Here is a 24,807-nt window from a genome sequence, read left to right as displayed (position 1 = left end):
CCTTGTTTCCGGAGAAGGTGTGCCAGGAATGGCTTGTCAACGGCAAGCCGAGGCGGGTCGCCTCAAATCTGTTGATTGACGATTTTCACCCGTGCCGCATGATCGAGCGAGGCCTGATCAGGGCCCGAAGGTGAGCACGAACGGGCACTCGGGGCCGTGGCGGTCGCCGCGGGTGCGGTGGGTGCCTGCCAGGGTGTCGCCCTCGTGGACGTACAGGATGTCGCCGTCGAGAGTGCAGCGGTCGCCGCGGGACAGGAGGGCGTGCACGGGGTCGGTGGACTCTATGGGGTAGAGGGACTCGACGCCGGTGTAGCGGATGTGGGTCGCGGTGCCGTCCCTGTGGACGGACTCGCCGGTGAACCAGTACATCTTCAGCTCCGACACGCACAGGAGCGGCTTGCTCAGGGCCCGTTCGATGGCGGTCCAGTAGCCGGGGAGTTCGGCGGCGATGACGTCGCGCAGGCGTCCGGCGAACTTCATCGTCTCCGGGCAGGAGTACGAGCACGGCATGTACGGGACGAGTCCGAAGATGGTGTGCCGGGGGAACGGGTTGCACAGGATGGACGGTTCGCCTTCGGTGGCGAGCAGGGCGGCGTAGTAGGTGTTGTCGTCGTTCCAGTTGTTGCGGTGGCGGAAGAACTCCTGGCAACACTCCGGGTAGCCCAGGGCGTCCCCGAAGGTGTCATGGTCGGCCCGGTGCTTGTTGACGACCTTCCCGTCCACGATCAGCGGGTACCAGCCGGAGCCCACCACCCGGTCCAGGGCCTCCTGGTCCCTGGCCAGGAACACGTGCGCCTCGGTGCCGGGGGTCAGCGACCGGCTGAACGCGGCCCGCGTGGTCGTCAACTGGTCGGCCGGGACCCGGCCCACCTGCTCGGAATGGCGGTCGAAACAGGCGTCCACGTGGTGCCGCAGCCCAAGTGCCCGCACCGTCCGCTGGAAGGCCTGCCAGCCCTCCAGCGGGATCCAGGCGTCCATCGCGGGTTTGAGGCCGTGCGCCACCGCGATCAACGTGGGAAGTTGCGCGCCTCCGAGCGTCGCCTCCACGAACCCGCCGTACCGGCTGTGCCGCACCGCCTCGGCCGCCGGGGCATCGAACGGCAGCGCCACCGCGGCCCGCACCGTGTCCCGCGCCGGCGGCAGGTCCAGGCCCCACGCCACCGCTTCCGGCGTCTCCCGCACGTCTCCCCCGGGCCGCGGCGCGCTCCCCAGGGCCATCAGCTCACCGGTGTGCGTGAGGATGTACAACGCCTCCCCGTGCCTGCCGAGATGCCGCAGCGCGAAGGCGTAACACTGCCAGAAGTACGGGCTGCGCGGCTCGTGGCGCACACACGCCGCGTACCGTTCGGCCGCGGTCTCGTACTGCCCCCGCACGTACGCCAGATGGCCCGCCGCGAGGTCGGCGACCAGCGACTCCCCCACCGCCGTGTGCGGCAACACGACGTCGCCGGCCACCTCGCGCACCCTCTCCAGCAGCGAGTCCCCCGGGTACCACCGCCGCACGATCGAGCCGGCCGACCAGCCGGCGGGCAACCCCAGCGCCCGCAGCGTCTCCGCGTCCCGCTCGCCCCGGACGTACGGCACCTCCACGGGGGCGGACGCGCGGGGCCTGCCGTGGCGTTCGGTCCAGCGGCCGCGGTGGGCGGCGCGGCGGGTGTCGATCCGGGTGCGGTCCGCCGGGGGCGGGACGGGGAGGTGGGCGGTGTGGTCGGCCAGACGGGTGGTCATCTCCTCCATGAGGGCGGTTCCGAGGGGGGTGAAGGCGGCGTGGCCCCGGAGCGTCGCGAGGCCGTCGGTCACCTGGCCGGACAGGTGGTAGGCGCGGGCGATCACGGGGCCGGGGTCCAGGCCCGCGGTGCCGGGGGATTCGAGGACGGTGCGGTAGAAGTGGAGGACCGCCACGAAGGTGAACGTCGCCTGCAGGAGCCCGCTCAGGGGGCGGGGGTCGTCGCGCCACGGGGAGTAGTGGACGGCCTCGCCGGGGTCGGCCACGACGAGCGGGTCCAGGGCCAGGACCGCGTACAGCTTCTGGTGGCCGTACTCGTGGACCAGGGCCTCCATCGTCGCCAGGGGCGTGCCCAGGGAGAGGGCGACCAGGCCGGGGGCCTCGCGGAAGCTGCCGCTCACGTGGACCGACGGGTCGTGGGAGCGGATGGGGACCAGGGCGCGCAGGCCGCCGGCCAGCTCGGCGGCGAGGGGCGGGCAGACCTCGGCGACGGTGGCGAAGTGGCCGTCCAGGGTGCGGGCCCAGTGGCGGGCCTCGCCGGGCGGGAGGTCCGCGAACAGGTACGGGGTGCGGCCGCCGAGGCGGAGGTCGGCGTCCAGCCAGTTGAGTTCGGGGCCGGCGTCCAGGGACGGGACCAGGTCGCGCTCGCCCGCCACCTCGCCGTCCTCGACGGTGACCCTGACCCGGGTGTACGGGCCGGTGCCGGGGCGCAGGCAGACGCCGGTGCCGGGGAGGGCCACCCGGCCGCCCTCGTCGGTGCGGACCACGGCCGACATCCGTCCCTGGCCGGACAGGTACCTGGCTGCCAGGGCGAAGCGGGTGAACTCCTGCAGGTGGGGCACCACGTGCATGCGCGGGAAACGCTCGTGCGCCCGCCGCCGTACCAGGTTCCACGCCACGTCCACCCAGAAACCCCCGCTGGGGTGGCCGAGCACCTTGTGCTGCGCCGGCGCGGGCGCCGAGGACAACGCCGCGAACGCGTCCTCGAAGCCGGACTCCGCCAGGGACTCCGGGCAGCACTCCGCCAGGAGGTCGCGCAGCCGCCGCACCCCGAGCAGCGTGTTGTAGTACCGCGCCGCGAAGATCGCCCGGTTCTCCTCGGTCCAGCCGCGTGGCGTCACCAGGGACGCGATCGTCGAGGTGTCGAGTCGTGCGGTCACCGCGTTCGCCTTTCGGTCTGCCGGGGCAGGGCCGCGAGGTCCCGCCGTACGGTGCCGGTGACCACCCGGATCAGCTTCATCAGATCCGCGCAGTACACCGAGACGTTCTGGAACCCGTCCTCACGTGAGTAGCGCTGCGGGAAGTACCCGCCGCCGCAGATGCGCACGACGTCGCACCGGCGGCAGGTCTCGCCGAGCGTGCGCCAGTTCTGCTGCCGGGCCCGCACCATCGGCGAGGTGAGGGCGTCGTCGAAGCTGTGCCGGAAGACGTCCATGCCGAGCCGGCACGCGCCCGGGTACGTCACCTTGAGCGTGTCCACCGCCTGGATCTCGCCGTTGCTCTCCACGACGATGAAGTCGACCGGCTGGAGGCCCCACTCCTCGGAGCTGCGGGTCGCGCCGAGGTAGAGCCCGATGACGTCGCGGAACCGGCGGATCCTGATCGGCTGCGGACGCTCGTGGTACCACACGTCGAAGATCGCGAGCAGCCAGTCCGCGTACGGCGTGCCGGACAGGCTCGTCTCCTTGCCCGGGGGCCGCATGTCGTGGTGCCCGAGCGGCAGCAGGAAGTCGATGGACGGCGGCTCGAACGCCCGCAGGTACGCGTACGTCTCGACCGGGTCGGACTCCAGGTCGATCACCGCGAGCACCCCGCCCCAGTGCCGCCGCCCACGCCCGCTCAGCAACCTAAGCGCCCGCTCGGCCTGGTCGAACGTCGACCGTCCCGCGTGGTCCACCCGGTGCCGGTCGTTGGCCGCCCGGGGCCCGTCGATGCTGAGCCCGAAGCAGACGTCCCACTCCTCGCAGAACTTCAGCACCTCGTCGGTGAACTCGGTCCCGTTGGTCTGCCCGTTCCACCGGATACGCACGTCAGGCGCGTGGGCCGTCACGGTCTCACACAGTGCGCGCAGGTAGTCCACCCCGAGCAGCAGCGGCTCCCCGCCGTGCAGGATGAAGTCGACCCGCCCGAGGCCGTGCGCCACCGCGTGCTCGTTGATCCGCCGCCCGAGCTGCGCCGCCGTGGCCAGTGACATGCGCTGCGGCTGGTCCCGCCACGACTGGTCGGCGTGGTGGTAGACGTAGCAGTAGTCGCAGTCCAGGTTGCACCGCGACGCGACCTTGCAGATGAACGATTTGAACGGCTCCGCGGCCGTGTCCTCCGCGTTTCCCCCGAACGCGGCGGCTACCTCGCCCACGAGGTCGAGCTGTGCGAACTGAACGAGCTGAAGGAGCTGAATGAACTGAAGGAGCTGAATGAACTGAACGAGCTGAACCGGCTGTGCGAACTGTGCGAACTGAAGATCTGGCCGAGCGGCGACCCGTCGACGGTGATGTCCCGCTCCGCCCGATAGAGATCACCCAGAATGGTGCCGAGCGCCGTCCCCTCCAGAGAATCGATGGTGCTCAGGTCCAGCTCGGATATTTCCAGCTCAATACCGTCAAGACCATCCTCGGGGTTGGGCACCTCGTCCATTTCGACCGCCCTCGCGCCAGTTGTCCGACCGTGCATATCCGAAAAATCAAGATGGGTAATCAATGCTCGGTGGTCGCCTACGAGTTGTCAATGCGAACGCAGAGTAACCACGCCCCCTCCACAGCAGTGCCACCATCCGAAACCGGCCCACCAGCACCACGAGCTCATCCGACCGGCTCTACCCTCCCGGCACACCCAAGCCAGCTCCAGTGATTCACCGACCCGCCCTTCGCACCCCGGCACGTCCAAGCCGGGCTCCGGTGATTCACCGACCCGCCCTTCGCACCCCGGCACGCCCAAGCCGGGCTCCGGTGATTCACCGACCCGCCCTTCGCACCCCGGCACGCCCAAGCCGGGCTCCGGTGATTCACCGGGTGGCCTGCGCGGCGGCCTCCTCCCGCACCCGCTCCGCCGCCTTCTTGTCCAGCGCGACCCGCACCAGGGCGGCGGCGAACCTGGCCAGGCACTTGTCGGAGCACGCAAGGGCCGCCAGCGCCTCCGGCCGGTGCGGCAACCCGACCTTGCGGGCGCCGTCCAGCACCTTCCTGTCCAGGTAGGGCGCCACCTGTGGCCAGACCCCCTGCACCTCACGCAGGAAGATGTCCGCGCCCACCTGCCCGATCCCCGGGAAAGTGGTCAGCAGCCCGCGGATCGCGTCCGCGTCCCCGCCTCCCTCGTCCCGCAGCTCGCGCAGATCACCGTGCCACCGCTCGTCGAGCAGCACGGCCCCGTCCCCCAGCATGGTCGCGGTCCGCTCGTCATACCGCCGGTAGTGCCCCCGCCCCAGCGCGTCCACCCGCTCCTGCCACCCGGCCCCCGCCATGCCCTCGGGAGTCCCGAACCCCGCCTCGAACAACTCCCGCGCCGCCGCCACCGCGATGTCAGCCGATATACGCGCACTCAGCAGCGTCGCCAGCACCAGCAGCCGATACAACGCCCCGGGCCGGTCCGCCAGCCCAACTCCTGCCTCCTCCGCATAAGTCCGCCCATACCGATCAAGCAAAACCTTGACCACGGCCTCATGCTGCCCCGATTTGTCGGCCATGCCGTGTAGCTACCCCCACCAACCCCCACCACGCCTCCCCACAACCACACCGAGCCCCCCCACGGCAACCGCACCGACACCCCACCTGCAGCCCTCACGGCAACCGCACGGGGCCCCACGTCCAGCCCGCACGGCAGCCACACCGGGACACCGCCTCAGGCGGGCGACTCCTCCGGGCTCCCAGGGCTCTCCAAGCTCTCCTGACTCCCCGGGCTCCCCGGGCTCCCCGGGCTCTCGGACGCCTCCTTCCCCGCGAGCAGGTCGAGAATCTGCTCGCCGTACTTGGCGAGCTTGGCCTCGCCGACCCCGTTGACCTCGCTCAGGGCGGCGAGGGACGTCGGGGCGACGGCGGCGATCTCGCGGAGCGTGGCGTCGTGGAAGATGACGTACGCGGGCACCCCCTGCTCGCGGGCGCTCGCCGCGCGCCAGGCGCGGAGGCGTTCGAAGACGGGCACGGCGTGCTCGGGCAGCTCGGCCACGGCCCGCCGGGGCTTGCCGCCCGGCGCGGCGGGGCGGTCCGCACGGCCGCCGGTCAGGGTGGGCTGGGTGCCGGAGCGGGCCCGGCCGGGCTCCCCGTCGGCCTTGGCGGGCCGCAGCGGGTTGAGGGCGACGCGCTCGGGATCCTGGCGGAGCATGACCTGACGGCGGCGGGCGAGCACCTCGCCGGTGGTGTCGGTCATCACCAGCGTGCCGTAGTCGCCTTCCACGCCCAGCAGCCCCTGGGCGAGGAGCTGGCGCACCACCGCCCGCCACTGGGCTTCGGTGAGGTCGGTGCCCACCCCGAACACGGTCAGCTTGTCGTGGCCGAACTGAGCGATCTTGGGCGTACGCCTGCCCAGCAGGATGTCGATCACCTGACCGGCGCCGAACTTCTGGCGCCTCTCATGGTGCAGCCGCCACACCGTCGACAGGAGCTTCTGCGCGGCGATCGTGCCGTCCCAGGCCTTGGGCGGGGACAGGCAGGTGTCGCAGTTGCCGCAGGACCCCTCCGCCTTCTGGCCGAAGTACGCCAGCAACCCGGCCCGGCGGCACTCCACCGTCTCGCACAGCGCCAGCATCGCGTCCAGGTGGACGGCCAGGCGCCGCCGGTGGGCGGCGTCGCCCTCGGAGGTGTCGATCAGGCGCCGCTGCTGCACGACGTCCTGCAGCCCGTACGCCAGCCACGCGGTGGACGGCAGGCCGTCGCGCCCGGCGCGGCCGGTCTCCTGGTAGTAGCCCTCGACGGAACGCGGCAGGTCCAGGTGGGCGACGAACCTGACGTCAGGCTTGTCGACGCCCATGCCGAACGCGATCGTGGCCACCATGACCACGCCGTCCTCCCGCAGGAACCGCGACTGGTTGGCGGCGCGGGTGGCCGCGTCCAGGCCGGCGTGGTACGGCAGGGCCCGCACGCCGTTCTCCACGAGGAACTGGGCGGTCTTCTCGACCGAGGTGCGCGACAGGCAGTAGACGATGCCCGCGTCGCCGTCGTGCTCGGTGCGCAGCAGCTTGAGCAACTGCCGCTTCGGCTCGTTCTTGGGCACGATGCGGTACTGGATGTTGGGCCGGTCGAAGTCGGCGACGAAGTGGCGCGCGTCCTCGAGCTTCAGCCGGGTCGCGATCTCGGCCCGCGTCGCATCGGTCGCGGTGGCCGTCAAGGCGACCCGCGGCACGTCAGGCCAGCGCTCGTGCAGGGCGGACAGCGCGAGGTAGTCGGGCCGGAAGTCGTGGCCCCACTGCGCCACGCAGTGCGCCTCGTCGATCGCGAACAACGACACCGTGCCCCGGTCGAGCAGCCGCATCGTCGCCTCGGTGCGCAGCCGCTCCGGCGCGAGGTACAGCAGGTCCAGCTCCCCCGCGACGAACGCCGCCTCCACCACCCGCCGCGTCTCGGGGTCCTGCGTCGAGTTGAGGAACCCGGCCCGCACCCCCACGGCGTTCAGCGCGTCCACCTGGTCCTGCATCAGCGCGATCAGCGGCGACACCACCACCCCGACCCCGGGCCGCACCAGCGCGGGGATCTGGTAGCACAGCGACTTGCCGCCCCCGGTCGGCATGAGCACCAGCGCGTCCCCGCCGTCGACGAGGTGGTCGATGATCTCCTTCTGGCTCCCCCGGAACTCGCTGTACCCGAAGATGCGCCGCAACGCCCCGATCGCGTCCCGCGGCGCCTCACCCCGCCCGCCGAACAGCTCCTCGTACACCCCCGCCCCGGACGGCTTCTCCCCGGCGGTCACCGGCGCGTCGTGCCAGGAGTCGTCGTCCGCCGGCCATGGGGCGTCAGGGAGCGGGGCGTCGTCCCATTCGGGGACCGGGCGTCCGTGGTCGTCCTCGGGGGTGGTCACCGGCCGATTCTATGAGGGCCCGGCGGGTTACGCCCGGGCTCCGTGTGACCTGTGGATAACGTGATGCCGTCGATTTGTGCCCTATTTACACAGCTTGTCCACTGGGATAACTGTGTCGTGTACATGATCGGCACACCCCCCGGAGGTCCCCTTGCGGCGATCCATCCGATCGCTCTGCGCCGTCGGCGTCACCCTCGCGCTGACGGCCGTCCCGAGCGGCATCGCCACCGCCCAAGCCGCCGACCCGGCCGTACAGATCACCGGCGGGCGCACGCAGCCCGTCTTCTCCTACTCCGACGCCATCCGCGAGCACATCCTGGTCGAGACCCCCGTCGACAGCGACGGGGACGGCGCGAAGGACCGTGCCGCGGTGGACATCATCAGGCCCCGCGAGACCGAGCAGGGCCTCAAGGTCCCGGTGATCATCGACGACAGCCCCTACTACGACAACGCCGGACGCGGCAACGAGTCCGAGCGCAAGCGCTACGACGCCACCGGCGCCCCGGTGAAGTTCCCGCTGTTCTACGACAACTACTTCGTGCCGCGCGGCTACGCGGTGCTGCTGGTCGACATGGTCGGCACCACCAAGTCCGACGGCTGCCCGGACGTCGGCGCCGCGGCCGACATCGCGGCGGGCAAGGCCGTCATCGACTGGCTGAACGGCCGCGCCCCCGGGTTCCGCCAGGACGGCACGCCGGTGGCCGCGAGCTGGCACAACGGCCGCGCCGGCATGATCGGCAAGTCCTACGACGGCACGCTCGCCAACGCCGTCGCCGCCACCGGCGTGCGGGGCCTGGAGACGATCGTCCCCATCTCGGCGATCAGTAGCTGGTACCGCTACACCCGCATGAACGGCGTGCTGTACACCGACGGCTACATGCAGTTCCTCGCCGACTACGTGGACACCGACCCCGCCGCCAAGTGCGCCGCCGTCCGTCAGCGCCTCGGCGTGGAGCAGGACGACGCCACCGGCAACTACAACGCGTTCTGGGACGAGCGCAACTACGTCTCCGGCAGCCTCGCCGACGTGAGCAACGTGCGGGCCAGTGTGTTCGCCGTGCACGGCCTCGGCGAGCTGAACGTCAAGGCCGACCACTTCACCACCTGGTGGGAGGCCCTCGGCAAGCGCGGCGTGCCCCGCAAGCTGTGGTTGTCGCAGTACGGCCACGTGGACGCGTTCGACTACCGCCGCGAGGAGTGGATCGACACCCTCCACGCGTGGTTCGACCACTGGCTGTACCGCGTCGACAACGGCGTCACCAGCGAACCCCGCGTGGACCTGCAGGTGGCCCCCGACCGGTGGGTGAAGCAGCGGGACTGGCCGTCCCGCACCCTGCAGATCCCCCTGTGGCTGCGCTCGGGCGAGGACGGGCAGGGCGCCCTCAGCCTGCTGCCGTCCCTCAGGCGCACCGAGATGAGCTTCACCGACGACCCCACCCAGACCGAGAGCCGCATGGTCTCCGACCCGGCCACCGCCTCACCGAACCGCCTCGCGTTCCTCACCCCGCCGCTGCGCCGCGCCGTGCGGTTCTCCGGCACCCCGAAGGTGGACATCCAGGTCAAGCTCGACCAGCCGGACGTCAACCTCACCGCCCTGCTCGTCGACTACGGCGAGGACGACCGGGTGGACCACTACGCGCCCGCCGGCGGCATCCGCACCCTCGCCGAGGAGACCTGCCACGGCGAGGCCACGGCCGACGACGACGGCTGCTACCGCCGCACCGAGACGGTGACCGCCCGCCGCCCGCTGGAGATCGTGGCGCGCGGCTGGCTCGACGCCGCCAACCGCCGTTCCCTCACCACCTCCGAGCCTCTCACCCCGGGCCGCACCTACCGCCTCACCTGGGACACCCTGCCTGCCGACTACGTCGTCAAGCCGGGCCACCGGCTGGCGCTGATCCTCGCGGGCAGCGACGCGACCGAGACCGTCCCCGACCAGCCCGCGGCCGCCAAGGTGACCGTCGAGCTGACCGGGAGCCGGATCTGGCTGCCGATCGCCGCCCTCACCGGCCCGTCGGACGCCGACGCGCCCGCGACCCTGGACTTCGCCCCGTCGCCCGAGCGTGGCGAGTGGCGCGGACCGACGGACGTGGTGCTGCCGACGCCGTCCCGCGACCTGTACTGACGCCGGCTAGAACACTCTGCCGGTGACGTATTCGGCGAGAGCCACGGCGGCACCCGGGACGTCCCCCACCGGGTGCCGCTTCTCGGCCGACTGCCAGGAGAAGTAACCGCCGCCGTACCCGACGAACACCCACACCGGTGGCCCGGCGTCCGGGCAGCGCACCGTCAGCGCGGGCATCTCTTCATGTAGCTCCGCCCGCATGCCGAGACGCTCCAGGGAGTCACGCAACCTCGACAGCTCGGCCCGCTCGCCGGGCACCCGCGGATCCCCGCCCTCGTCGTCGTCCCGCGCTCGCGTCGTCATCGCGTCCACGTCGCCTCCAGCCGTGCTCCTTCCAGGTGAACATCCCGCCCGGCGGGATGGTGACCCCAGCACCGCCCCAAATGTGATCGCGTAGGTCCCCCTAGGTCCGGCATCGTCCCCAGATAGTGATCTATCCGTTCTCGCGACGGGTAACCTGGAACGTTCGTCGGGAAGATGTGGTGTTGAATTGGCTGGTGACGACCATCGCGCCCACCGGGACACAGCACCCCATCACCGCCGCCGGCTTCCGGGCCGTGGTCACCGAGGTCGGGGCGGGCCTGCGCGAACTCACCCATGAGGGACGGCCGCTCGTCCTGGGGTACCCCGAGAGCGAGACGCCGTTCGGCTCCTCTGGCCTGCCGCTGCTGCCGTGGCCGAACCGGGTCGAGGACGGCAAGTACGACTTCGACGGCCAGGCGCGGCAGCTCGCCATCACCGAGCCGAAGTTCGGCAACGCCGCGCACGGCCTGACCCGCACCCTGCCGTGGCGGGTGGAGGCGAACGACGAGGCGTCGGTGCGGCTCGGCCTGCGGCTGTTCCCGCAGCCCGGGTACCCGCACATCATGGACTTCACGGTGTCCTACACGCTGGACCCGTCCGGGCTGACCGTCGAGATCGCCGCGCACAACGCCGGCGGCTCCGACGCCCCGTACGGCTTCGGCGCCCATCCCTACCTCACGCTCGGCGGCCCGGTGGACGACGCGGTGCTCGAGCTGCCCGCGTCCCGGTGGCTCTCGGTGGACGAACGCAAGATCCCCGTCGCCGGGCACGACGTCGAGGGCACCCCGTACGACTTCCGCACGCCGCGTGCCATCGGCGGCACGGCCCTGGACACGGCGTTCACCGGCCTCGCCCGCGACGCCGACGGCCTCGTGCGGGTCCGCCTCACCGGCGCCTCCCACGGCGTGGAGTTGTGGGCGGGTGAGGGCGTCGGCTGGCTCCAGCTCTTCACCGGCGACTCCCTGACGGGGCCCAACCGCCGTGCCGGGCTGGCGGTGGAGCCGATGAGCTGCCCCCCGAACGCCTTCCGCACCGGCGAGGACGTCATCCGCCTCGCCCCCGGGGAGCGGGTCAGCCACCGGTGGGGCATCCGGCCCGTGTGACCATGGAGGCATGGCGGACACGATGACCGCGTGGGTCGTGGCCGAGCCCGGCCCCATGACCACCGGGCCTCTGCGGCGGGTACGGCTGCCCGTCCCCACGCCGGGGCCCGGCGAGGTGCTGATCGAGGTCGAGGTGTGCGCGGTCTGCCGCACCGACCTGCACCTGGCCGAGGGCGACCTCACCCCACGCCACCCGGACACGGCCCCCGGCCACGAAGTGGTGGGCCGGGTCGTCGCCCACGGCCCCGCCCTACCGCCAGCCGACGCCCCCGCGGACCCGCCTTCCGCCAGCCCTGTCGGCGACGCCTCCGCGGACCCGCCTTCCGCCAGCCCCGCGAATCCGCCCGCCGGAGCCGGCTCCGAGCCCTCCGAGCCCCTTCCCCTCGGGGCCCGCGTGGGCGTGCCGTGGCTCCACTCCACCTGCGGCCGGTGCCGCTACTGCCGCCGCGGCACCGAGAACCTGTGCCCGTACTCCCGCTACACCGGCTGGGACGTGCACGGCGGGTACGCCGAGTTCGTCACCGCGCGCGAGGACTACGTCTACCCGCTGCCCGAAGGCCCCGCCGACCCCCTCGCCCCGCTGCTGTGCGCGGGCATCATCGGCTACCGCGCGCTGGTGCGGGCCGAGCTCCCGCCCGGCGGCCGGCTCGGCGTGTACGGCTTCGGCGCCTCCGCGCACCTCACCGCGCAGGTCGCCATCGCGCAGGGTGCCACGGTGCACGTGCTCACCCGTTCGGCCAAGGCGCGTGAGCTGGCCCTGGAGCTCGGCGCCGCCTCCGTGGGCGACTCCTACGACGCGCCGCCCGAGCCGCTGGACGCCGCCATCCTGTTCGCCCCCGTGGGAGATCTCGTGCCGGTGGCGCTGCGGGCGCTTGACCTCGGCGGCACGCTGGCGGTCGCGGGCATCCACCTCAGCGACATCCCCGCGCTGACCTACCAGGACCACCTGTTCTACGAGCGCACCCTGCGCAGCGTCACCGCCAACACCCGCGCGGACGGCCGTGCCTTCCTCGGCCTGGCCGCCCGCCACCCGCTCAGCGTGACCACGACCCCGTACCCGTTCGACCAGGCGGACCAGGCCCTGGCGGACCTGGCGGCGGACCGGGTGAACGGCGCGGCCGTGCTGCGGATCGGCTCCTAGGCCTTGCGGGCCAGGCCGCCGTAGTAGGTGTGGTACAGAAGGCTGTTCCTGACGGCGAGACCCGGCTCGGCGCGCCACTCGGGGAGCGGGACGAGCCCCGGTTCGACCAGCTCGAAGTCGCCGAAGTACACCATGATCTCGTCCAGGGTGCGCCAGCGGCCGGTGCCGAGGTTCTCGTTGAAGACCTTCTCGACCGTCGTGGCCTGCTGGGACGCCGCCGGGTCCACCTCACCGGGGTTGCAGAAGTGCGAGACCGCCACGAAGCTGCCGGACACCAGAGGGGCACGCAGCGTGGCGGCCACCCCGGCGGGGTCCTCCGCGTCGTTCAGGTGGTGGAGGATGCTCAGCATCAGCAACCCCACCGGCTCGCTGAAGTCGATGAACTCCTTGACCTGGTCGCTCTCCAGGATCGCCCGCGGGTCACGCGCGTCCGCCTGGATGACCGTCGTGCTGCCGTTGGTGGCGAGCAGGGCCCGTCCGTGGACCAGCACCATGGGGTCGTTGTCCACGTAGACCACCCGGGCCGACGGGTCGATCTCCTGGGCCACCTGGTGCACGTTGCCCTGCGTGGGCAGGCCCGACCCGATGTCGATGAACTGCCGGATGCCCGCCTCGGCGGCCATGTGATGCACGACCCGCTGCAGGAACTCCCGGTTCTGCTGGCCGGCCTCCTTGGCACCTGGGGCGATCTTCAGGGCCGCTTCGGCGACCTGCCGGTCGACGGCGAAGTTGTCCTTCCCCCCCAGGAACCAGTCGTAGACCCTCGCGATACTCGGCTTTGTCGTGTCGATCTCCGCAGGAAGTTTGCCTGCGTCCGGCATCGCCCAGTCCCACTCGCCGCCGCGCTCGGACACCTCGCCCACCCTCGTTCCGATCGGGCCCCGCTTGATCACGGGGACCTGGGCCAGATGATAACCCGAAGCTCCCCCAAAGCAGGGAGGACTTCCACAACTGGCCATCAACCTCATGTACTACGACTGAAGCCCGATAGCCACCGAGAACTCAGAAACCCCCCATAGATGCATTTAAGCCCTCAAAACATATCCCGGACCGCACCAACTCAGGGTTTACGGCCCACCCCGGCGACGCAGGTCCGGTACAGAGGGCTCCGGCTGACGTCCGGATCCGGCTCGGCGCGCCAGCCGGCGAGCGGCGCGAGGCCGGGCTCGACCAGCTCGAAGTCCCCGAAGTACGCCGTGATCTCCTCAGGGGTACGCCAGCGGCCGGTGCCGAGGTTCTCGTTGAAGACCGCCTCGGCCTCCTCGGCCACCTTGGCGCTCTCCGGGTACGCCTCCCCGGGGTTGCAGAAGTGGGAGATCGCCACGAAGCTGCCCGACACCAGCGGGGCACGCAACGCGGTGGCCAGGCCGCCGGGGTCCTCCTCGTCGGCGAGGTGGTGCAGGATGGCCAGCATCAGCAGCCCCACCGGCTCGCTGAAGTCGACGAACTGCTGGACCTGCTCGTTCTCCAGGATGGACCGCGGCTCTCTGATGTCGGCCTGGATCACCGTGGTGCTGCTGTTGGTGGCGAGCAGCGCCCGCCCATGAGCCAGCACCATGGGGTCGTTGTCCACGTAGACCACCCGCGCCGCCGGATCGACCTCCTGGGCCACCTGGTGCACGTTGCCCTGCGTGGGCAGGCCCGACCCGATGTCCAGGAACTGCCTGATGCCCGCCTCCGCGGCCATGTAGCGCACCGCCCGCTGCAGGAACAGCCGGTTCTGCCGCGGCACCAGCGGGGCGTCCGGGGCGAGCTTCACCGTCGCTTCACCGACGTGCCGGTCGACGGCGAAGTTGTCCTTCCCGCCGAGGAACCAATCGTAGACCCTCGCGATACTGGGTTTCGTCGTGTCGATCTCAGGAGGAAGCGGGCCTCCGTTCGGCGCCGCCCACTCCCTTTCCTCGCCGCGCTCGGACATCCGGCTCATCCTCGCTGTCGGTCCGCTTGATCACGGGAACTGCGCCGATGCTATCCCCGGATTCCTCCGAAAGCAGGCGTTGACCGTAACAACTGTCGCCCTACATTTCGCTCCGTAATCTCTTAACCCTTAATGGCCCTACCAAAATGCGCATTTCACTCGGTTCCTCTTGCCCGCACCACCGGCCTCGGGGACAACGAGGCCATGGCGTCGCGCAACAACCACGCCTCCCGGTTCAGCAGCCGCCGGTCCCGGGGCTCACAGTCCGCGTCGATGACGAAATCGTCGTCCGCGAACCTCGGGAACACATGCATGTGCACGTGCGTCGTGGCGACGTCCTCCAGCAGGAGGTTGACGGCCTCACAGCGCAGGCCGCAGCACCGCAGCCCCCGCGCGACCCGCCGCGCCGTACACCACAGATGCGTGCCGACACTGTCGTCCAGGTCCTCCAGGGTGGACCCGTGGCGCCGCACCACCACCAGCGTGTGGCCGGGGTTCACCGGGTGGGAATCCATGATCACCATGAGGCGGTCGTCCTGATACACCAGGCTGACCTCCGTCATCCCGGAAGCCACCTCGCAGAAGACGCATCCCTCCCCCGAATGCTCCATGTCCCCATAATCCACCTCCCCTGCGACCGCCCCACGCCGCCCCCGGTCAGTCCACGTACCGCCGCGCGACCGACGTCCGCTGCGGCTCCTCCAGCAGCCGCAGCCCGTCCTCCACCGCCGTCGGCACCACCCGCCGCTCCCGCAACACCCACGGCAGGCCGGCCACCGCGGCCGCCACCGCGGCGGCGCTGGCCCGATCTTTGGGCACCGCCCGCAGCACGGCCGCCGTACGGCGCAGCGCACCCCCCGGCGGGCGGCGCAACCATGCCGTCCACAGGGTGTTGCGTATCCCCACCATGCGACGCCCCCGCCGGTCCCGCACCCGCGACGCCGCATGGTGCACGATCACATCCTCCGCCCAGCCGAGCCACCAGCCGCGGCTCACCAGGTCCAGGCTGAGCAGCTCCTCCTCGCCGCCGAGCCAGAGACGCGGCGAGAACCCGCCCACCTCGCGGAACGCCCGCACCCGCACCATGGAGGCGCCCGCGAGGATGCTCAGCAGCGCCGGCACCGGCATCCAGTACGGCCGCGGGATCGGCGAGTCCCGCAGCTCGGGCGTGATCGGATCTTCCCGCAGATCCGGCTCGACGAGGATGCGGCCGGTCACCGAGGCCAGCTTCGGGTACGTCCGCAGCAGGCCGGCCGCCAAGGTCAGCGCCCCCGCCTCCCACCAGGTGTCGTCGTCGCAGAAAGCCACATACGGCGTCTCCACCTGCTCCACCGCGACGTTGCGCCCCACCGCGCCGAGGTTCTCGTCACTGCGGATCATCCGCACCTCGGGGAACGCCTCCGCGACCGCGTCGGCGGTGCCGTCCCCGGACCCGTTGTCCACCACGATCACCCGCGGGCGTTCCGGCAGCGCCGTCATGAACCCCAGGGTGCGCAGCAGTTCCGGCCGCCGATCGTGGGTGATCACCGCCACCGTGACCGGCGGCCCGCTCATCTCCTGTCCCGCCCCGCGGTCTCCACCCGCCGGGCGTCCGCCTCGATCGACGTGGGCAGGCGCCGCCGCCCCCCTATCGCGTCGGGCAGCCGCCGCAACGCGCCCAGCATCGCCCACCGCGCGTCCGGGTCGGCCCACATACGCCCCGCGGCCCGCACGGTGTCACGCAGCACGACCCGCCGGGGGCGCCGCAACCACGTGGTCAGCAACGCGTTCCGCAGCTCCAGGCGCCGCCTGCCGGACGCCGCGGACCGCAGCGACGAGGGCTCGTGCACCGCCACCACCTCCGGAACGTACCTGCGCTCCCACCCGAGGGACGCGAGATCGTACGCCATGAGCTGTTCCTCACCGGGGAAGACCAGCACGTCACTGAACCCGCCCGCCTCCAGGAACGCCTGGCGCCGCACCACCGCCCCGCAGGCCATGAAGCCCAGCACCGGCGCACCCGCCGCCAGTTGCGCGTTGATCGGGTCAGGCGTGCGCTCCGGCCCCACCAGCACTCTGGCGGCGACCAACCCCAGCCGCGGCTCGGCGGCGAACAACTCGGCCGCCCTGCGCAACGCCCCCGGCTCCCACCACGAGTCGTCATCGCAGAAGGCCACATACGGGGTGGACGCCGCCTCGACGCCCACGTTCCTCGCGACCGCCCCGTGGTTGCGTCCCAGCCGGATCAGCTCCACCTGGGGGAACCGCTCCGTCACCGCGTCCGGCCCACCGTCCGACGAGCCGTTGTCCACCACGATCACGTGCGGCCGTTCCGGCAGTTCCGCCAGCCGCTCCAACGTCCTCAGCAGCTCCGCGCGCCGATCCCTGGTGGCGATGACCACGCTGACTGCTTCACCCCACGGCGTGCCCACCGATCTTTCCCCCTCGCCTTACTCCCTACCCATAGCCCGCACTGCCCCTGACAAACCCACTCATTCCACGAAACGCCCCTGGAAAATCGCGAAAAATGCCGCGCCGCCCGCCGGAGGGTCCCGGCGGGCGGCGCCAAGATCTGTCAACGCAGGACGCTGTAGAGCGCCGACGTGAGCGACGCCTTGCCGTCGTCCCCGTCGATCGACCACATCATCGACCCGCCGAGCCCCTTCAGCCGGATGTACCCGGCCTTGACCAGCAGCGTCGCCGGGTCGTCGTACGACCAGAACTCGTTCCCGTCGTACAGCCACTGCGCCCCCGTGAGCAGGTCGTAGTACCGCTTCCCCGGCTTGGCGGCGAGCACCTTGTAGTCCTCGTTCCCGGCGGCCCAGGTACCCGGCGCGGGCCCAGCGGCCGGCTGCCACAGCCCACGGTCGGCGGCCCCCACCCCCATCCACCCCTGCCCGTAAGCCGGAACCCCCACGACGATCTTCTTCGCCGGCGCCCCCCTGGTGAGGTAGGCCTTGACGGTAGCGTCCACGCTGTACTTCACCGGATTCGGATCCTTCCGATCCGTGAACAGGTTCCCGTTGTGCCCCGTCCGGCTCTCCCAGGTGCCGTGCAGGTCATACCCCTGAACCGTCGCGAAGTCCAGCAAGCCGAACACCTGCCGCACCTCGAACCCCGCGTCGATCTTCGCCTCCGCAGCCGGAAGGAACGCCGTGAGCTGCGACTTGCTGTCAAACTCCCGCATCTGCCGCCGCAACTCCGCCACGAACAGCGTGAAGTTCCGCTTGTCCTCCGGCCGGATGACGTTCCCGGCGTTCCCCTCCGACCCCGGCCACTCCCAGTCCAGGTCGATCCCGTCGAACACCCCCGCTCCCGCCCCCGCCGGCAGACCCGGCAGGTTCCCCTTCAGCCAGAGATCCACACAGGACGAGGCGAGCTTCGCCCGCGCCTCCGCCGTGAGCACCGCGTCCGAGAAGTACTTCGACCCCGTCCATCCCCCGAGCGAGATCAGCACCTTGAGCTTGGGATACTTACCCTTGAGCTTCTTGAGCTGATTGAGGTTCCCGTTCAGCGCCTGCCCCGCCGCGTCCGCGACCCCATCCACACTCTGCTCGGCAGGCACCGGCCGCTGCCAGTCGGCCCAGGCGTCGAACGAAGAACACGTCCCGTCCTCCCCCACGTTCCCGAACGCGTAGTTGACGTGCGTGAGCTTCTTGGCCGCCCCACTGACGTCCATGTCCCGTACGTGATAGTTCCGCCCGTAGATCCCCCACTGAATGAAGTAGGCGACCCTCTTGAACCGATCTTCAGGCTGCGTGACGGAAGCCTGAGCCGGAACGGCCACCGCGGCAAGCCCGGCGGCCAGCACCGCCGACGCGAAAAGGTGCAGTAAAGGTCGTCGCACGGCCATCTCCACTGTGAGGGGGGCTGCATTTCATAGGAAAGTTTCCTATTAGTTTCACGGATCGTAGATCCCCAGCCGCACCCCGTCAATACGCTCACCGAAGCACCGAACCGCGGCGCCGACACCCGGAAGCCCTCAGGGCCTGTCTCGAAGTCTGGTGTGTGACCGTATTGAACCTGGTAAGCAGCGAGGTCTCCGGTAGAGGGTTCATCGACCAAGAAGAACCAGATAATCGGAGACCTCTTGGCCGCCTTATCGGTGACGAGGTGGTTTGACCTCACCGATGAGCAGTAGGCGCGCCTGGAGTCTTCGCTGCCGGGGCCGACGAGCCGGCCGATCATGCGCTGGGGGTTCACGTGGTGGGCTGACGACCAAGGTGCATCTGGCGTGCGAGCAGGGGTGCAAGGTCTTGTCGTTGATCCTCACGCCGGTCAGCGGGGGGATGCGCCGCAGTTCCAGCCGGTCCTGGAGAAGATCGGTGTGCCCACGCTCGGTGCGGGCTGTCCGCGCAAGCGGCCGGACAGGGTCAGGGCCGACAAGGCGTACGGTTCACGTGCTAACCGCGCTAACCTGCACATACGCGGCATCGCGTGCACGATCCCCCAGAAAGCCGATCAGGTCCGTCACCGTCTGGCCAAGGCCAGCCGCAGCGGACGGCGGTCAACGTGATCTAGGCCCTCCCCCCAGAGCCGCCCCTTCCACGGCTTACCCCAACCGAGCCGGAAACCCTCCAGTAGCCACCGGCCCCCACCGAGTCGGCGTAACCCGAATCAACGACTTCCCCTGCCGTACCATGGCAGACCGATACTCCTCCCAATCCGGATGCTCCCCCGAGATCACCCGAAAGTACTCCACCAACGGCTCAAGAGCCTCCGGCATGTCCAACACCTCAGCCGTCCCATCCACCTGCACCCAAGCCTCCCCAAAGTCATCCGACAACACGACCACACTCACCCGAGCATCCCGCCGAGCGTTGGCGACCTTGGCCCGCTCCGGGTATGACGACACCACGATCCGTCCCTCCTCATCCACCCCACAGGTGACAGGGGACGCCTGCGGCATCCCATTCCGCCGCAAGGTCAACAACACCGCCTGATGCCGCACCCGAACGAAGTCGAGCAGCTCTTCACGGGTGACGGTCTGGTTGGTCGCAATCTTTGGGCTCATGCCTCTCACAGTACGACGGGTCTCGGCATGAGTGTTCAGCGGCCCGCCTGTCAGTTCTAGGTGACTAGATGCGAGGCATCCCAAGGTTTTTCAGAAACGTTTTTGGACATCCTGAGGGGACAATCAGCCTTTTTCATCCTGCTATGCGGGCTTGAAGCACGAAGATTGCTTTGACGAGTTGTCCGGAGCGTAGAGGGCAGCAGCGGAGTTTCCGCAGGATGCGCCAGGTCTTCAGGATGGCATTGGCACGTTCTCCCGGGCCGCGGAGCTTGGCGTGAGCGGAGTTGGCCGAATTCCAGGAGGCCGGTTTGTTCTTGCCCCTGTACGGCACCAGTACCTGCTGACCTGCGCCGACGTAGCCATTGTCAGCCAGGGCGATCAACCCGGCGACCTCCGGCCGCCACCCGGTCGATCGGGATGAGGGTGGTGCCGTCCAGCACCACGAAAGCGTATACGGCGCGCTTGGCCGCACGTAGCGCCGGTCCAGGCCGGGTGAGCGGCCTGCGAGCAGGGCGAGGGCTTCACGGACATAGCGCCAGGCGGTGGCGACCCCGATGCCGAACCCGGTGGCGACCTCGGCGAACGTCTCTCCCTTGCGCAGGTGGACCAGCACCAGGAGCGCCTGCCGGCCGGGGTTGAGCCAGCGCCACAGCGACCGGATCAATGCACGATGGCGGCGGATGACCCCGGCCACGAAGTTCAGCGTCGAGCGCGACAACGGCAGCGCGGCACGGTAGAAAGCATCGAAGCTCCTGGGATGTGCATGATCTCGGCAGACCTGCACTTACCAGGAGCTTCATCCATGTGTGATCACGACAGCCGACCTGCAACCAGTCCGTGACCTCCACGCTCAGGTTGGAATAGCCTCATTGGTTATGGACGTTCGGCCATGTACTTCTGCCGCAATTACGTTGGCGGATGCCTCAGGATTTTCGTGCTCCCATATACGAATCACCGTCCAGCCTGCTTCGGTTAGAAGTCGATCCGTTTCAGCATCGCGCTCTCTGTTTCTTCGGACCTTCTCGGCCCAGTAGTCAGCGTTGGTAGCAGACTTGGTGTGATGCTGGGGGCAGCCGTGCCAGAAGCAGCCGTCCATGAAGACCGCCACCTTGGACCGCGTGAAGACGAGGTCGGCGGTTCGACGGATGTTGGGCAGCGGGCGGATGGAGACGCGGTACCTGAGGCCCAGCGCGTGGACGGCTCGGCGGAGGGCGAGTTCGGGCTTGGTGTCCCGCCCGCGGTTGGCTTGCATGCTCTTGCGTGCGCCCTCACTCGATGCGCGAGTCGGCCTCTGGACTGCCATGCGACCTACGGTATCGAGATTCGGTCGTGCTAATTGACGGCTCGGCTCGCCCCGATCGGTGAGTCGTGATAGAGCATCGCCATAGCTGTGTGATCGGGACAAGTAAGGGCGGAGTGACGGATGCGAGAGGGGGAGACGCTGGCCGGTCGGTATCGCCTGGTGGAGAAGCTGGGTGCCGGCGGGATGGGCGTCGTGTGGAAGGCCGTCGACTTGCGCCTTGTTCGCGAAGTCGCCGTCAAGATCTTTCCCAATGACGGGGATCCGGATCCGCGGCGCGTCGAGCGATTCCGCGCCGAGCCCGTCCTGTGCGGCCGACTACAGCACGCCGGCATCGTCGTCGTCCATGATGCCGACGAGGACAAGGGGCGGCTGTTCTTCGTGATGGAACTCCTCGATGGCCAGGACCTGATGAAGGTCTTTTCCAGGCATCTGAACGGCCTTCCGACCAAGCGGGTCGTGACCATCGGTGCCCGGCTGGCAGAGGCGCTGGGCGTCGCGCACGCGAACAGGGTCATCCACCGCGACATCAAGCCGGCGAATATCATGCTCTTGTCCGGCGACCGACCGAAGATCTGTGATTTCGGCATCGCGAGAGCCGTCGATTCAGGAAAGGCCACCCTACAGGTGGGCACCCCGGCCTATATGGCACCGGAACAGAGCGGAGGCGAGCCGGACGAACGCAGTGACCTGTACTCCTTGGGCTGCCTGCTCTACGAGATGGCCACCGGTGAAACGCCGTTCGACGGGAGCGTGTGGCAGCTGATGCACCGGCACGCCACGGAGGAGCCCACTCCTCCCAGTGCCATCCGCGGCGATGTCCCGTCACTCCTGGAGGAGCTCATTCTCCAGCTTCTCGCCAAGAAGCCAGAGGACCGCCCCCAGTCAGCGGAGGAGGTCGCCGAGCGGTTGCGCGCTATGCGTCCGGAGGGCCGGAAGTCCGGAAAAGAGATCGAGCGACTTCCTCCCGATCGGCTGCTGAGATCCAGCGCCCCCAAGCGCAAGCACACCGACGCCGATGACGCAATGGCCAAGAAGATAGATCAGATTCTGAAGAAGGCGCGAGTCGATGCCAAGGTCGCCGGATACACCCGTACGCCGGTGCTGACTAGGTTCGAGGTCAGACTCGGCCCCACGACTCAGGTGACTACGGTTCTCGAGTTGGCACGGGAAATCGTCCAGGCCGCGAAGTGCGAGGGGGTTCGCCTCGTTCCCATGGAACGATCGACATCTCCGTTGCCAGGCTCTATGGCGATCGGTGTGGAGGTGCCGCACAGGGTGCCCGACCTCCTCAGCTTGGGCGACATTCTTCGGCAGACTCCGGACGGCTCCTTACTCGCCGGCCTCGGGCGGGCACATGATGAAGCGTCCGTTTACCTCGACCTCAATAAGGCGAGGCATGTGCTGATCGGAGGGAATGGCGGACGGTTCGACCCGATCAGGAGCATCGTCGCCTCACTCGCGGTGAAGCACAAGCCGAAGCGTTGTCGATTGATCATGGTCGGCCGATGGAATCAGTACTTCGATCTTCCCCATGTCGTCCAAGAGGCTATGGGGAATCCGCTCACGTGGGCGATTGCCGAGCTCGGCTGTCGCTATGGGGACCTGGAGCGGTTTGGGTGCCGTGACGTCGAGCGGTTCAACCGTGAGGTGCGCGAAGAGAGGGCCCCCATGCCGATCGCCGCACTAGGTGACATCGAGCATGCGCACCCAGACGTGGTGGTGGTTATCGACGAACTGGCGGACATCGACGATCAGGACGCTGTTGTCGAGTTGGCCCGGGAAGGACGCGCGGCGGGGTTTCATGTAGTCGCGCGTACGAGCCGACCATCCGAGATCGTGTTGAGCAGCCGCGTCAAGGGATACTTCCCGGCAAGACTGGCCCTTTCCATGGCCACGGCCGATGAGAGCATCCGGGTCATCAACAGGCCTGGAGCCGAGGGTCTTGCGCCAGGCAGCGGTCTGTTCCTGCTCACTACGAGTAGTGAGCCGCAGGAGATCCGGCTCGCCGCGATCTCCGACGAGGAGATCGCGGGGATCGTCAATTACTGGCGAGGTTGAGAAAGGGGCTTGGTGCCCCATGCCAGGAGATGTAAAGGCATTCTCTGGCACGCGTGCTGGCGACAAAGAGCAGACAGCGCTCTCGCTGGAGGTCGTTCGCATGAGTGGTCGCGTCGTCTTCCAGCGGTGTGACCGCGTTCGCATAGGGCAGCTGATTGGCGCCAACACCGATCACGGCGACACAACGGAACTCTAGGCCCTTCATGCGGTGCATGGTCGTGGCACGGACATGTCCCTCCGCTCCATCCTTGTCGCGAGAGAGATAACCGGCATCGACGCCGGCACGGGTGAGGGCTACCGCCGCCGATTGGGCCAGCATTTCGGAGCGGGCCGCGATGCCGATCTCTTCTGGTTGTACTCCGGCGTGGAGCCAGCTTTGCACGATCTCGACGAGGTGTGTGAGTTCGGCGCTCTTCGTGGATGCACTATAGAGTTCGGGCTCAGCTCCGTGGACTTCCGAGCGACAGCCCGTCAGGCTCGTGTGCTGTCCGGTGAGGTCCACGATCTTCTCACCTGCAAGCATGGCGCAGCTCCAGTTGAGGATCTCTTCGGTGGTTCGGTAATTGATCTTCAACTTAGTGGACCGTCCGGCCAGTTGAATGCCGACCGAGCTCAGGGAGACGCGGTTGTCGTAGATCCGCTGGTGGGTGTCGTTCGCGATGAACAGGTCGTCCGGCCGCTCGGCGACCAGGGCCCGGAGAACACGCCAGCGTACAGGATGAAGATCTTGCGCTTCATCCACGATCACGTGGTCATACGGTCGCGTGTCCAGCTCACCCAGCACCCGTGTGGCTTCGACGCAAATCGTCTCGAAGGTGCGGTGGTTGTTGTCCGCCAGTTCTTGTTCGAACTCGGCGATCGCCCGCCAGACCTTGGCGCGCTGCAGGGGGCCAAGTCGCCGCCCACGCCCAGTCCGGCGAGCATTCAGGTAGGCGTCGGAGGACGTGATCTCCTGTGCGAGGATGATCTGTCGCCATTCTTCCTGAAGAAACTTCTCGGTGAAGTCCAGGCTTCGGCGCCGGATGATCCGTCGCCAGATTTCTTCCTCCTCGTCTCCGCGGAGTAGAGCGAACTTTCCCCCATGCCTGTCGACCAGCCGCCGAGCCACCTGATCGACGGTGAGCACGTCGATACGGGATAGGACCTCGTCGTCGGTTTCCAGTAGCCTCAGCGATTCGGCCAGCGACCGTGCCAGCGTCGCGGTGAACGTGGTCAGCAGCACTCGACCACCCTGCCGAGCGAGGTATCGAGTGCGGTGGAGGGCGACGACCGTCTTGCCCGTGCCAGGTCCGCCGGTCACCTGAGCAGGACCTGAATATGACCGAAAGGCGGCCTCTTGTTGCAGCGGATGCAGGTAGACCCGCCATCTGGCGAAAGGCTTGGCGAACAGCTCCATGAGCTCTTCAGGCCCTTCGACCAGTGCTACCTTGTGGGGCATACGCTGAGTGGCGGCCACAAGGTCGTCCGGATCGATCGCTTCGGGCGCGATGCCGCCGACGACGTCGTTCCAAACCTCTTCGGGGGACATGCCCGCGGCCAGACCGAAGAGCACGTCGTATTGGGTCTGGGGGAGCTTACCGTCCAACGCCTCGAGCATGGCCACGTCGATGAGCATCCGGGCGAACTTGAGCATCTGGTCATCGATGCCCAGGCGGGCCATGTCGGCGTCCGAGACGTGGTCGAACAGCGGTCGTGCGGTCTGGCCCTGGGTGTGCTTCAACCCTTCGATTGTGTCAGTGATGATCGCGTCGTCACGAATCTCCATGTAACCGGTGACCATGTTCACTGAGACGCGGCGGTGCTTGACCCACTCATAGGCCTTGTCATGAGAATCCACCCGAAGCAGCATGAACTCGTCTCCGGACTCCGGAGCGAGGACGATGCCGCGATATTTGAGGTCAATCCGGATGCTCTTGAACCGCTCGTCACGGATGTTGCTCAGCTTCTCCAAATGCGCACCGGCGTGCGAGCTTTTCTCGAACTTGGAGATCGTCTCGACGACTTTCTGCTGAATGGGACGCTCCAGCCGGATGAGGTCCTGCAGGAAGTCCTGGTGGATTCCCAAGCGTGGCACCCGCGCCTCCTCATGGTCCGGCTCTCAGCCTAGATCGTTCTTGATCGGGCCGGGAGATCA

Annotated in this window: 19 protein-coding genes and 1 pseudogene; 4 read left to right on the top strand and 16 right to left on the bottom strand. The window is 68.9% G+C overall.

Annotated elements, in window-relative coordinates; all coding sequences use genetic code 11:
- Positions 1-117: 117 nt before the first annotated feature.
- From ABGB17_RS03165 to recQ, 5 genes are all read right to left on the bottom strand, one after another.
- Positions 118-2,886, bottom strand: a complete 2,769-nt coding sequence (locus tag ABGB17_RS03165; protein ID WP_347626164.1) for an HEXXH motif-containing putative peptide modification protein — start codon at positions 2,884-2,886, stop codon at positions 118-120.
- Entirely contained in the window at positions 2,883-4,082 is a 1,200-nt protein-coding gene (locus tag ABGB17_RS03160; protein ID WP_347626163.1) for an FxsB family cyclophane-forming radical SAM/SPASM peptide maturase, read from the bottom strand. The genes ABGB17_RS03165 and ABGB17_RS03160 overlap by 4 nt, the downstream gene beginning before the upstream one ends.
- Positions 4,070-4,360, bottom strand: coding sequence for a hypothetical protein (locus ABGB17_RS03155; RefSeq protein WP_347626162.1), 291 nt, complete (start codon positions 4,358-4,360; stop codon positions 4,070-4,072). Before ABGB17_RS03155 ends, ABGB17_RS03160 begins: the two co-directional genes overlap by 13 nt.
- Before the next feature lie 367 nt (positions 4,361-4,727).
- A complete protein-coding gene (locus tag ABGB17_RS03150) occupies positions 4,728-5,405 on the bottom strand; it encodes an endonuclease (protein WP_347626161.1) in 678 nt (225 codons plus the stop codon).
- A 155-nt stretch (positions 5,406-5,560) separates the two neighbouring features.
- On the bottom strand, positions 5,561-7,729 hold the full coding sequence (gene recQ, locus ABGB17_RS03145) for a DNA helicase RecQ (protein WP_347626160.1): 2,169 nt from the start codon (positions 7,727-7,729) through the stop codon (positions 5,561-5,563).
- Positions 7,730-7,880: 151 nt separating this feature from the next.
- On the opposite strand from recQ, the gene ABGB17_RS03140 reads away from it, so the two are divergent.
- Positions 7,881-9,854, top strand: coding sequence for a Xaa-Pro dipeptidyl-peptidase (locus ABGB17_RS03140; protein ID WP_347626159.1), 1,974 nt, complete (start codon positions 7,881-7,883; stop codon positions 9,852-9,854).
- Positions 9,855-9,860: 6 nt separating this feature from the next.
- Here ABGB17_RS03140 and ABGB17_RS03135 read toward each other — a convergent pair whose 3' ends face one another.
- Complete coding sequence (locus ABGB17_RS03135) at positions 9,861-10,157, bottom strand: hypothetical protein (protein ID WP_347626158.1); 297 nt, start codon at positions 10,155-10,157, stop codon at positions 9,861-9,863.
- Positions 10,158-10,351: 194 nt separating this feature from the next.
- Between ABGB17_RS03135 and ABGB17_RS03130 the strand changes: the two genes are divergently transcribed.
- Positions 10,352-11,260 carry an aldose 1-epimerase family protein gene (locus tag ABGB17_RS03130; RefSeq protein ID WP_347626157.1) on the top strand — a complete coding sequence of 303 codons (909 nt, stop codon included), beginning with the start codon at positions 10,352-10,354 and terminating at the stop codon, positions 11,258-11,260.
- 22 nt (positions 11,261-11,282) lie between these two features.
- Positions 11,283-12,401: a zinc-dependent alcohol dehydrogenase family protein gene (locus ABGB17_RS03125; protein ID WP_347626323.1), complete on the top strand. Its 1,119-nt coding sequence runs from the start codon at positions 11,283-11,285 to the stop codon at positions 12,399-12,401.
- Here ABGB17_RS03125 and ABGB17_RS03120 read toward each other — a convergent pair.
- The 9 genes and pseudogenes from ABGB17_RS03120 to ABGB17_RS03080 form a co-directional block, all read right to left on the bottom strand.
- Positions 12,398-13,255, bottom strand: coding sequence for an SAM-dependent methyltransferase (locus ABGB17_RS03120; protein ID WP_347626156.1), 858 nt, complete (start codon positions 13,253-13,255; stop codon positions 12,398-12,400). The genes ABGB17_RS03125 and ABGB17_RS03120 overlap by 4 nt on opposite strands.
- A gap of 206 nt (positions 13,256-13,461) precedes the next feature.
- The gene (locus ABGB17_RS03115) at positions 13,462-14,319 is read right to left on the bottom strand and encodes an SAM-dependent methyltransferase (RefSeq protein WP_347626155.1); all 858 of its coding nucleotides are present in this window, start codon (positions 14,317-14,319) and stop codon (positions 13,462-13,464) included.
- A 155-nt stretch (positions 14,320-14,474) separates the two neighbouring features.
- Entirely contained in the window at positions 14,475-14,930 is a 456-nt protein-coding gene (locus tag ABGB17_RS03110) for an HIT family protein (RefSeq protein ID WP_347626154.1), read from the bottom strand.
- 46 nt (positions 14,931-14,976) lie between these two features.
- A complete protein-coding gene (locus ABGB17_RS03105) occupies positions 14,977-15,873 on the bottom strand; it encodes a glycosyltransferase (protein ID WP_347626153.1) in 897 nt (298 codons plus the stop codon).
- Positions 15,870-16,730 carry a glycosyltransferase gene (locus ABGB17_RS03100; RefSeq protein WP_347626152.1) on the bottom strand — a complete coding sequence of 287 codons (861 nt, stop codon included), beginning with the start codon at positions 16,728-16,730 and terminating at the stop codon, positions 15,870-15,872. Before ABGB17_RS03100 ends, ABGB17_RS03105 begins: the two co-directional genes overlap by 4 nt.
- Before the next feature lie 143 nt (positions 16,731-16,873).
- Positions 16,874-18,145: a glycoside hydrolase family 18 protein gene (locus tag ABGB17_RS03095; RefSeq protein ID WP_347626151.1), complete on the bottom strand. Its 1,272-nt coding sequence runs from the start codon at positions 18,143-18,145 to the stop codon at positions 16,874-16,876.
- A 705-nt stretch (positions 18,146-18,850) separates the two neighbouring features.
- Positions 18,851-19,312, bottom strand: coding sequence for a PPOX class F420-dependent oxidoreductase (locus ABGB17_RS03090; protein ID WP_347626149.1), 462 nt, complete (start codon positions 19,310-19,312; stop codon positions 18,851-18,853).
- Positions 19,313-19,445: 133 nt separating this feature from the next.
- Positions 19,446-20,096, bottom strand: a pseudogene (locus ABGB17_RS03085) (transposase family protein).
- A gap of 66 nt (positions 20,097-20,162) precedes the next feature.
- The gene (locus ABGB17_RS03080; protein ID WP_347626148.1) at positions 20,163-20,615 is read right to left on the bottom strand and encodes a very short patch repair endonuclease; all 453 of its coding nucleotides are present in this window, start codon (positions 20,613-20,615) and stop codon (positions 20,163-20,165) included.
- A 120-nt stretch (positions 20,616-20,735) separates the two neighbouring features.
- Between ABGB17_RS03080 and ABGB17_RS03075 the strand changes: the two genes are divergently transcribed.
- On the top strand, positions 20,736-22,673 hold the full coding sequence (locus tag ABGB17_RS03075) for a DNA translocase FtsK (protein ID WP_347626147.1): 1,938 nt from the start codon (positions 20,736-20,738) through the stop codon (positions 22,671-22,673).
- Here the strand turns inward: ABGB17_RS03075 and ABGB17_RS03070 are convergent.
- Positions 22,654-24,747, bottom strand: coding sequence for a UvrD-helicase domain-containing protein (locus ABGB17_RS03070; RefSeq protein WP_347626146.1), 2,094 nt, complete (start codon positions 24,745-24,747; stop codon positions 22,654-22,656). The two genes, ABGB17_RS03075 and ABGB17_RS03070, sit on opposite strands and share 20 nt — an antisense overlap.
- Positions 24,748-24,807: the final 60 nt, after the last annotated feature.

The sequence above is a fragment of the Sphaerisporangium sp. B11E5 genome (assembly GCF_039871875.1).
In the GTDB taxonomy this organism is placed as follows: Bacteria; Actinomycetota; Actinomycetes; order Streptosporangiales; family Streptosporangiaceae; genus Sphaerisporangium.
The sequence above is the reverse complement of the archived record's forward strand: the minus strand, read 5'-3'. Positions and strand labels throughout refer to the sequence as shown.

Excerpts from the sequence above, each read along its gene's own strand:
- ABGB17_RS03155 (WP_347626162.1), bottom strand. The coding sequence starts at position 4,360 with ATGGACGAGGTGCCCAACCCCGAGGATGGTCTTGACGGTATTGAGCTG.
- ABGB17_RS03115 (WP_347626155.1), bottom strand. The coding sequence starts at position 14,319 with ATGTCCGAGCGCGGCGAGGAAAGGGAGTGGGCGGCGCCGAACGGAGGC.
- ABGB17_RS03135 (WP_347626158.1), bottom strand. The coding sequence starts at position 10,157 with ATGACGACGCGAGCGCGGGACGACGACGAGGGCGGGGATCCGCGGGTG.
- ABGB17_RS03105 (WP_347626153.1), bottom strand. The coding sequence starts at position 15,873 with ATGAGCGGGCCGCCGGTCACGGTGGCGGTGATCACCCACGATCGGCGG.
- ABGB17_RS03080 (WP_347626148.1), bottom strand. The coding sequence starts at position 20,615 with ATGGCAGTCCAGAGGCCGACTCGCGCATCGAGTGAGGGCGCACGCAAG.
- ABGB17_RS03150 (WP_347626161.1), bottom strand. The coding sequence starts at position 5,405 with ATGGCCGACAAATCGGGGCAGCATGAGGCCGTGGTCAAGGTTTTGCTT.
- ABGB17_RS03075 (WP_347626147.1), top strand. The coding sequence starts at position 20,736 with ATGCGAGAGGGGGAGACGCTGGCCGGTCGGTATCGCCTGGTGGAGAAG.
- ABGB17_RS03110 (WP_347626154.1), bottom strand. The coding sequence starts at position 14,930 with ATGGAGCATTCGGGGGAGGGATGCGTCTTCTGCGAGGTGGCTTCCGGG.
- ABGB17_RS03125 (WP_347626323.1), top strand. The coding sequence starts at position 11,283 with ATGACCGCGTGGGTCGTGGCCGAGCCCGGCCCCATGACCACCGGGCCT.
- ABGB17_RS03090 (WP_347626149.1), bottom strand. The coding sequence starts at position 19,312 with ATGAGCCCAAAGATTGCGACCAACCAGACCGTCACCCGTGAAGAGCTG.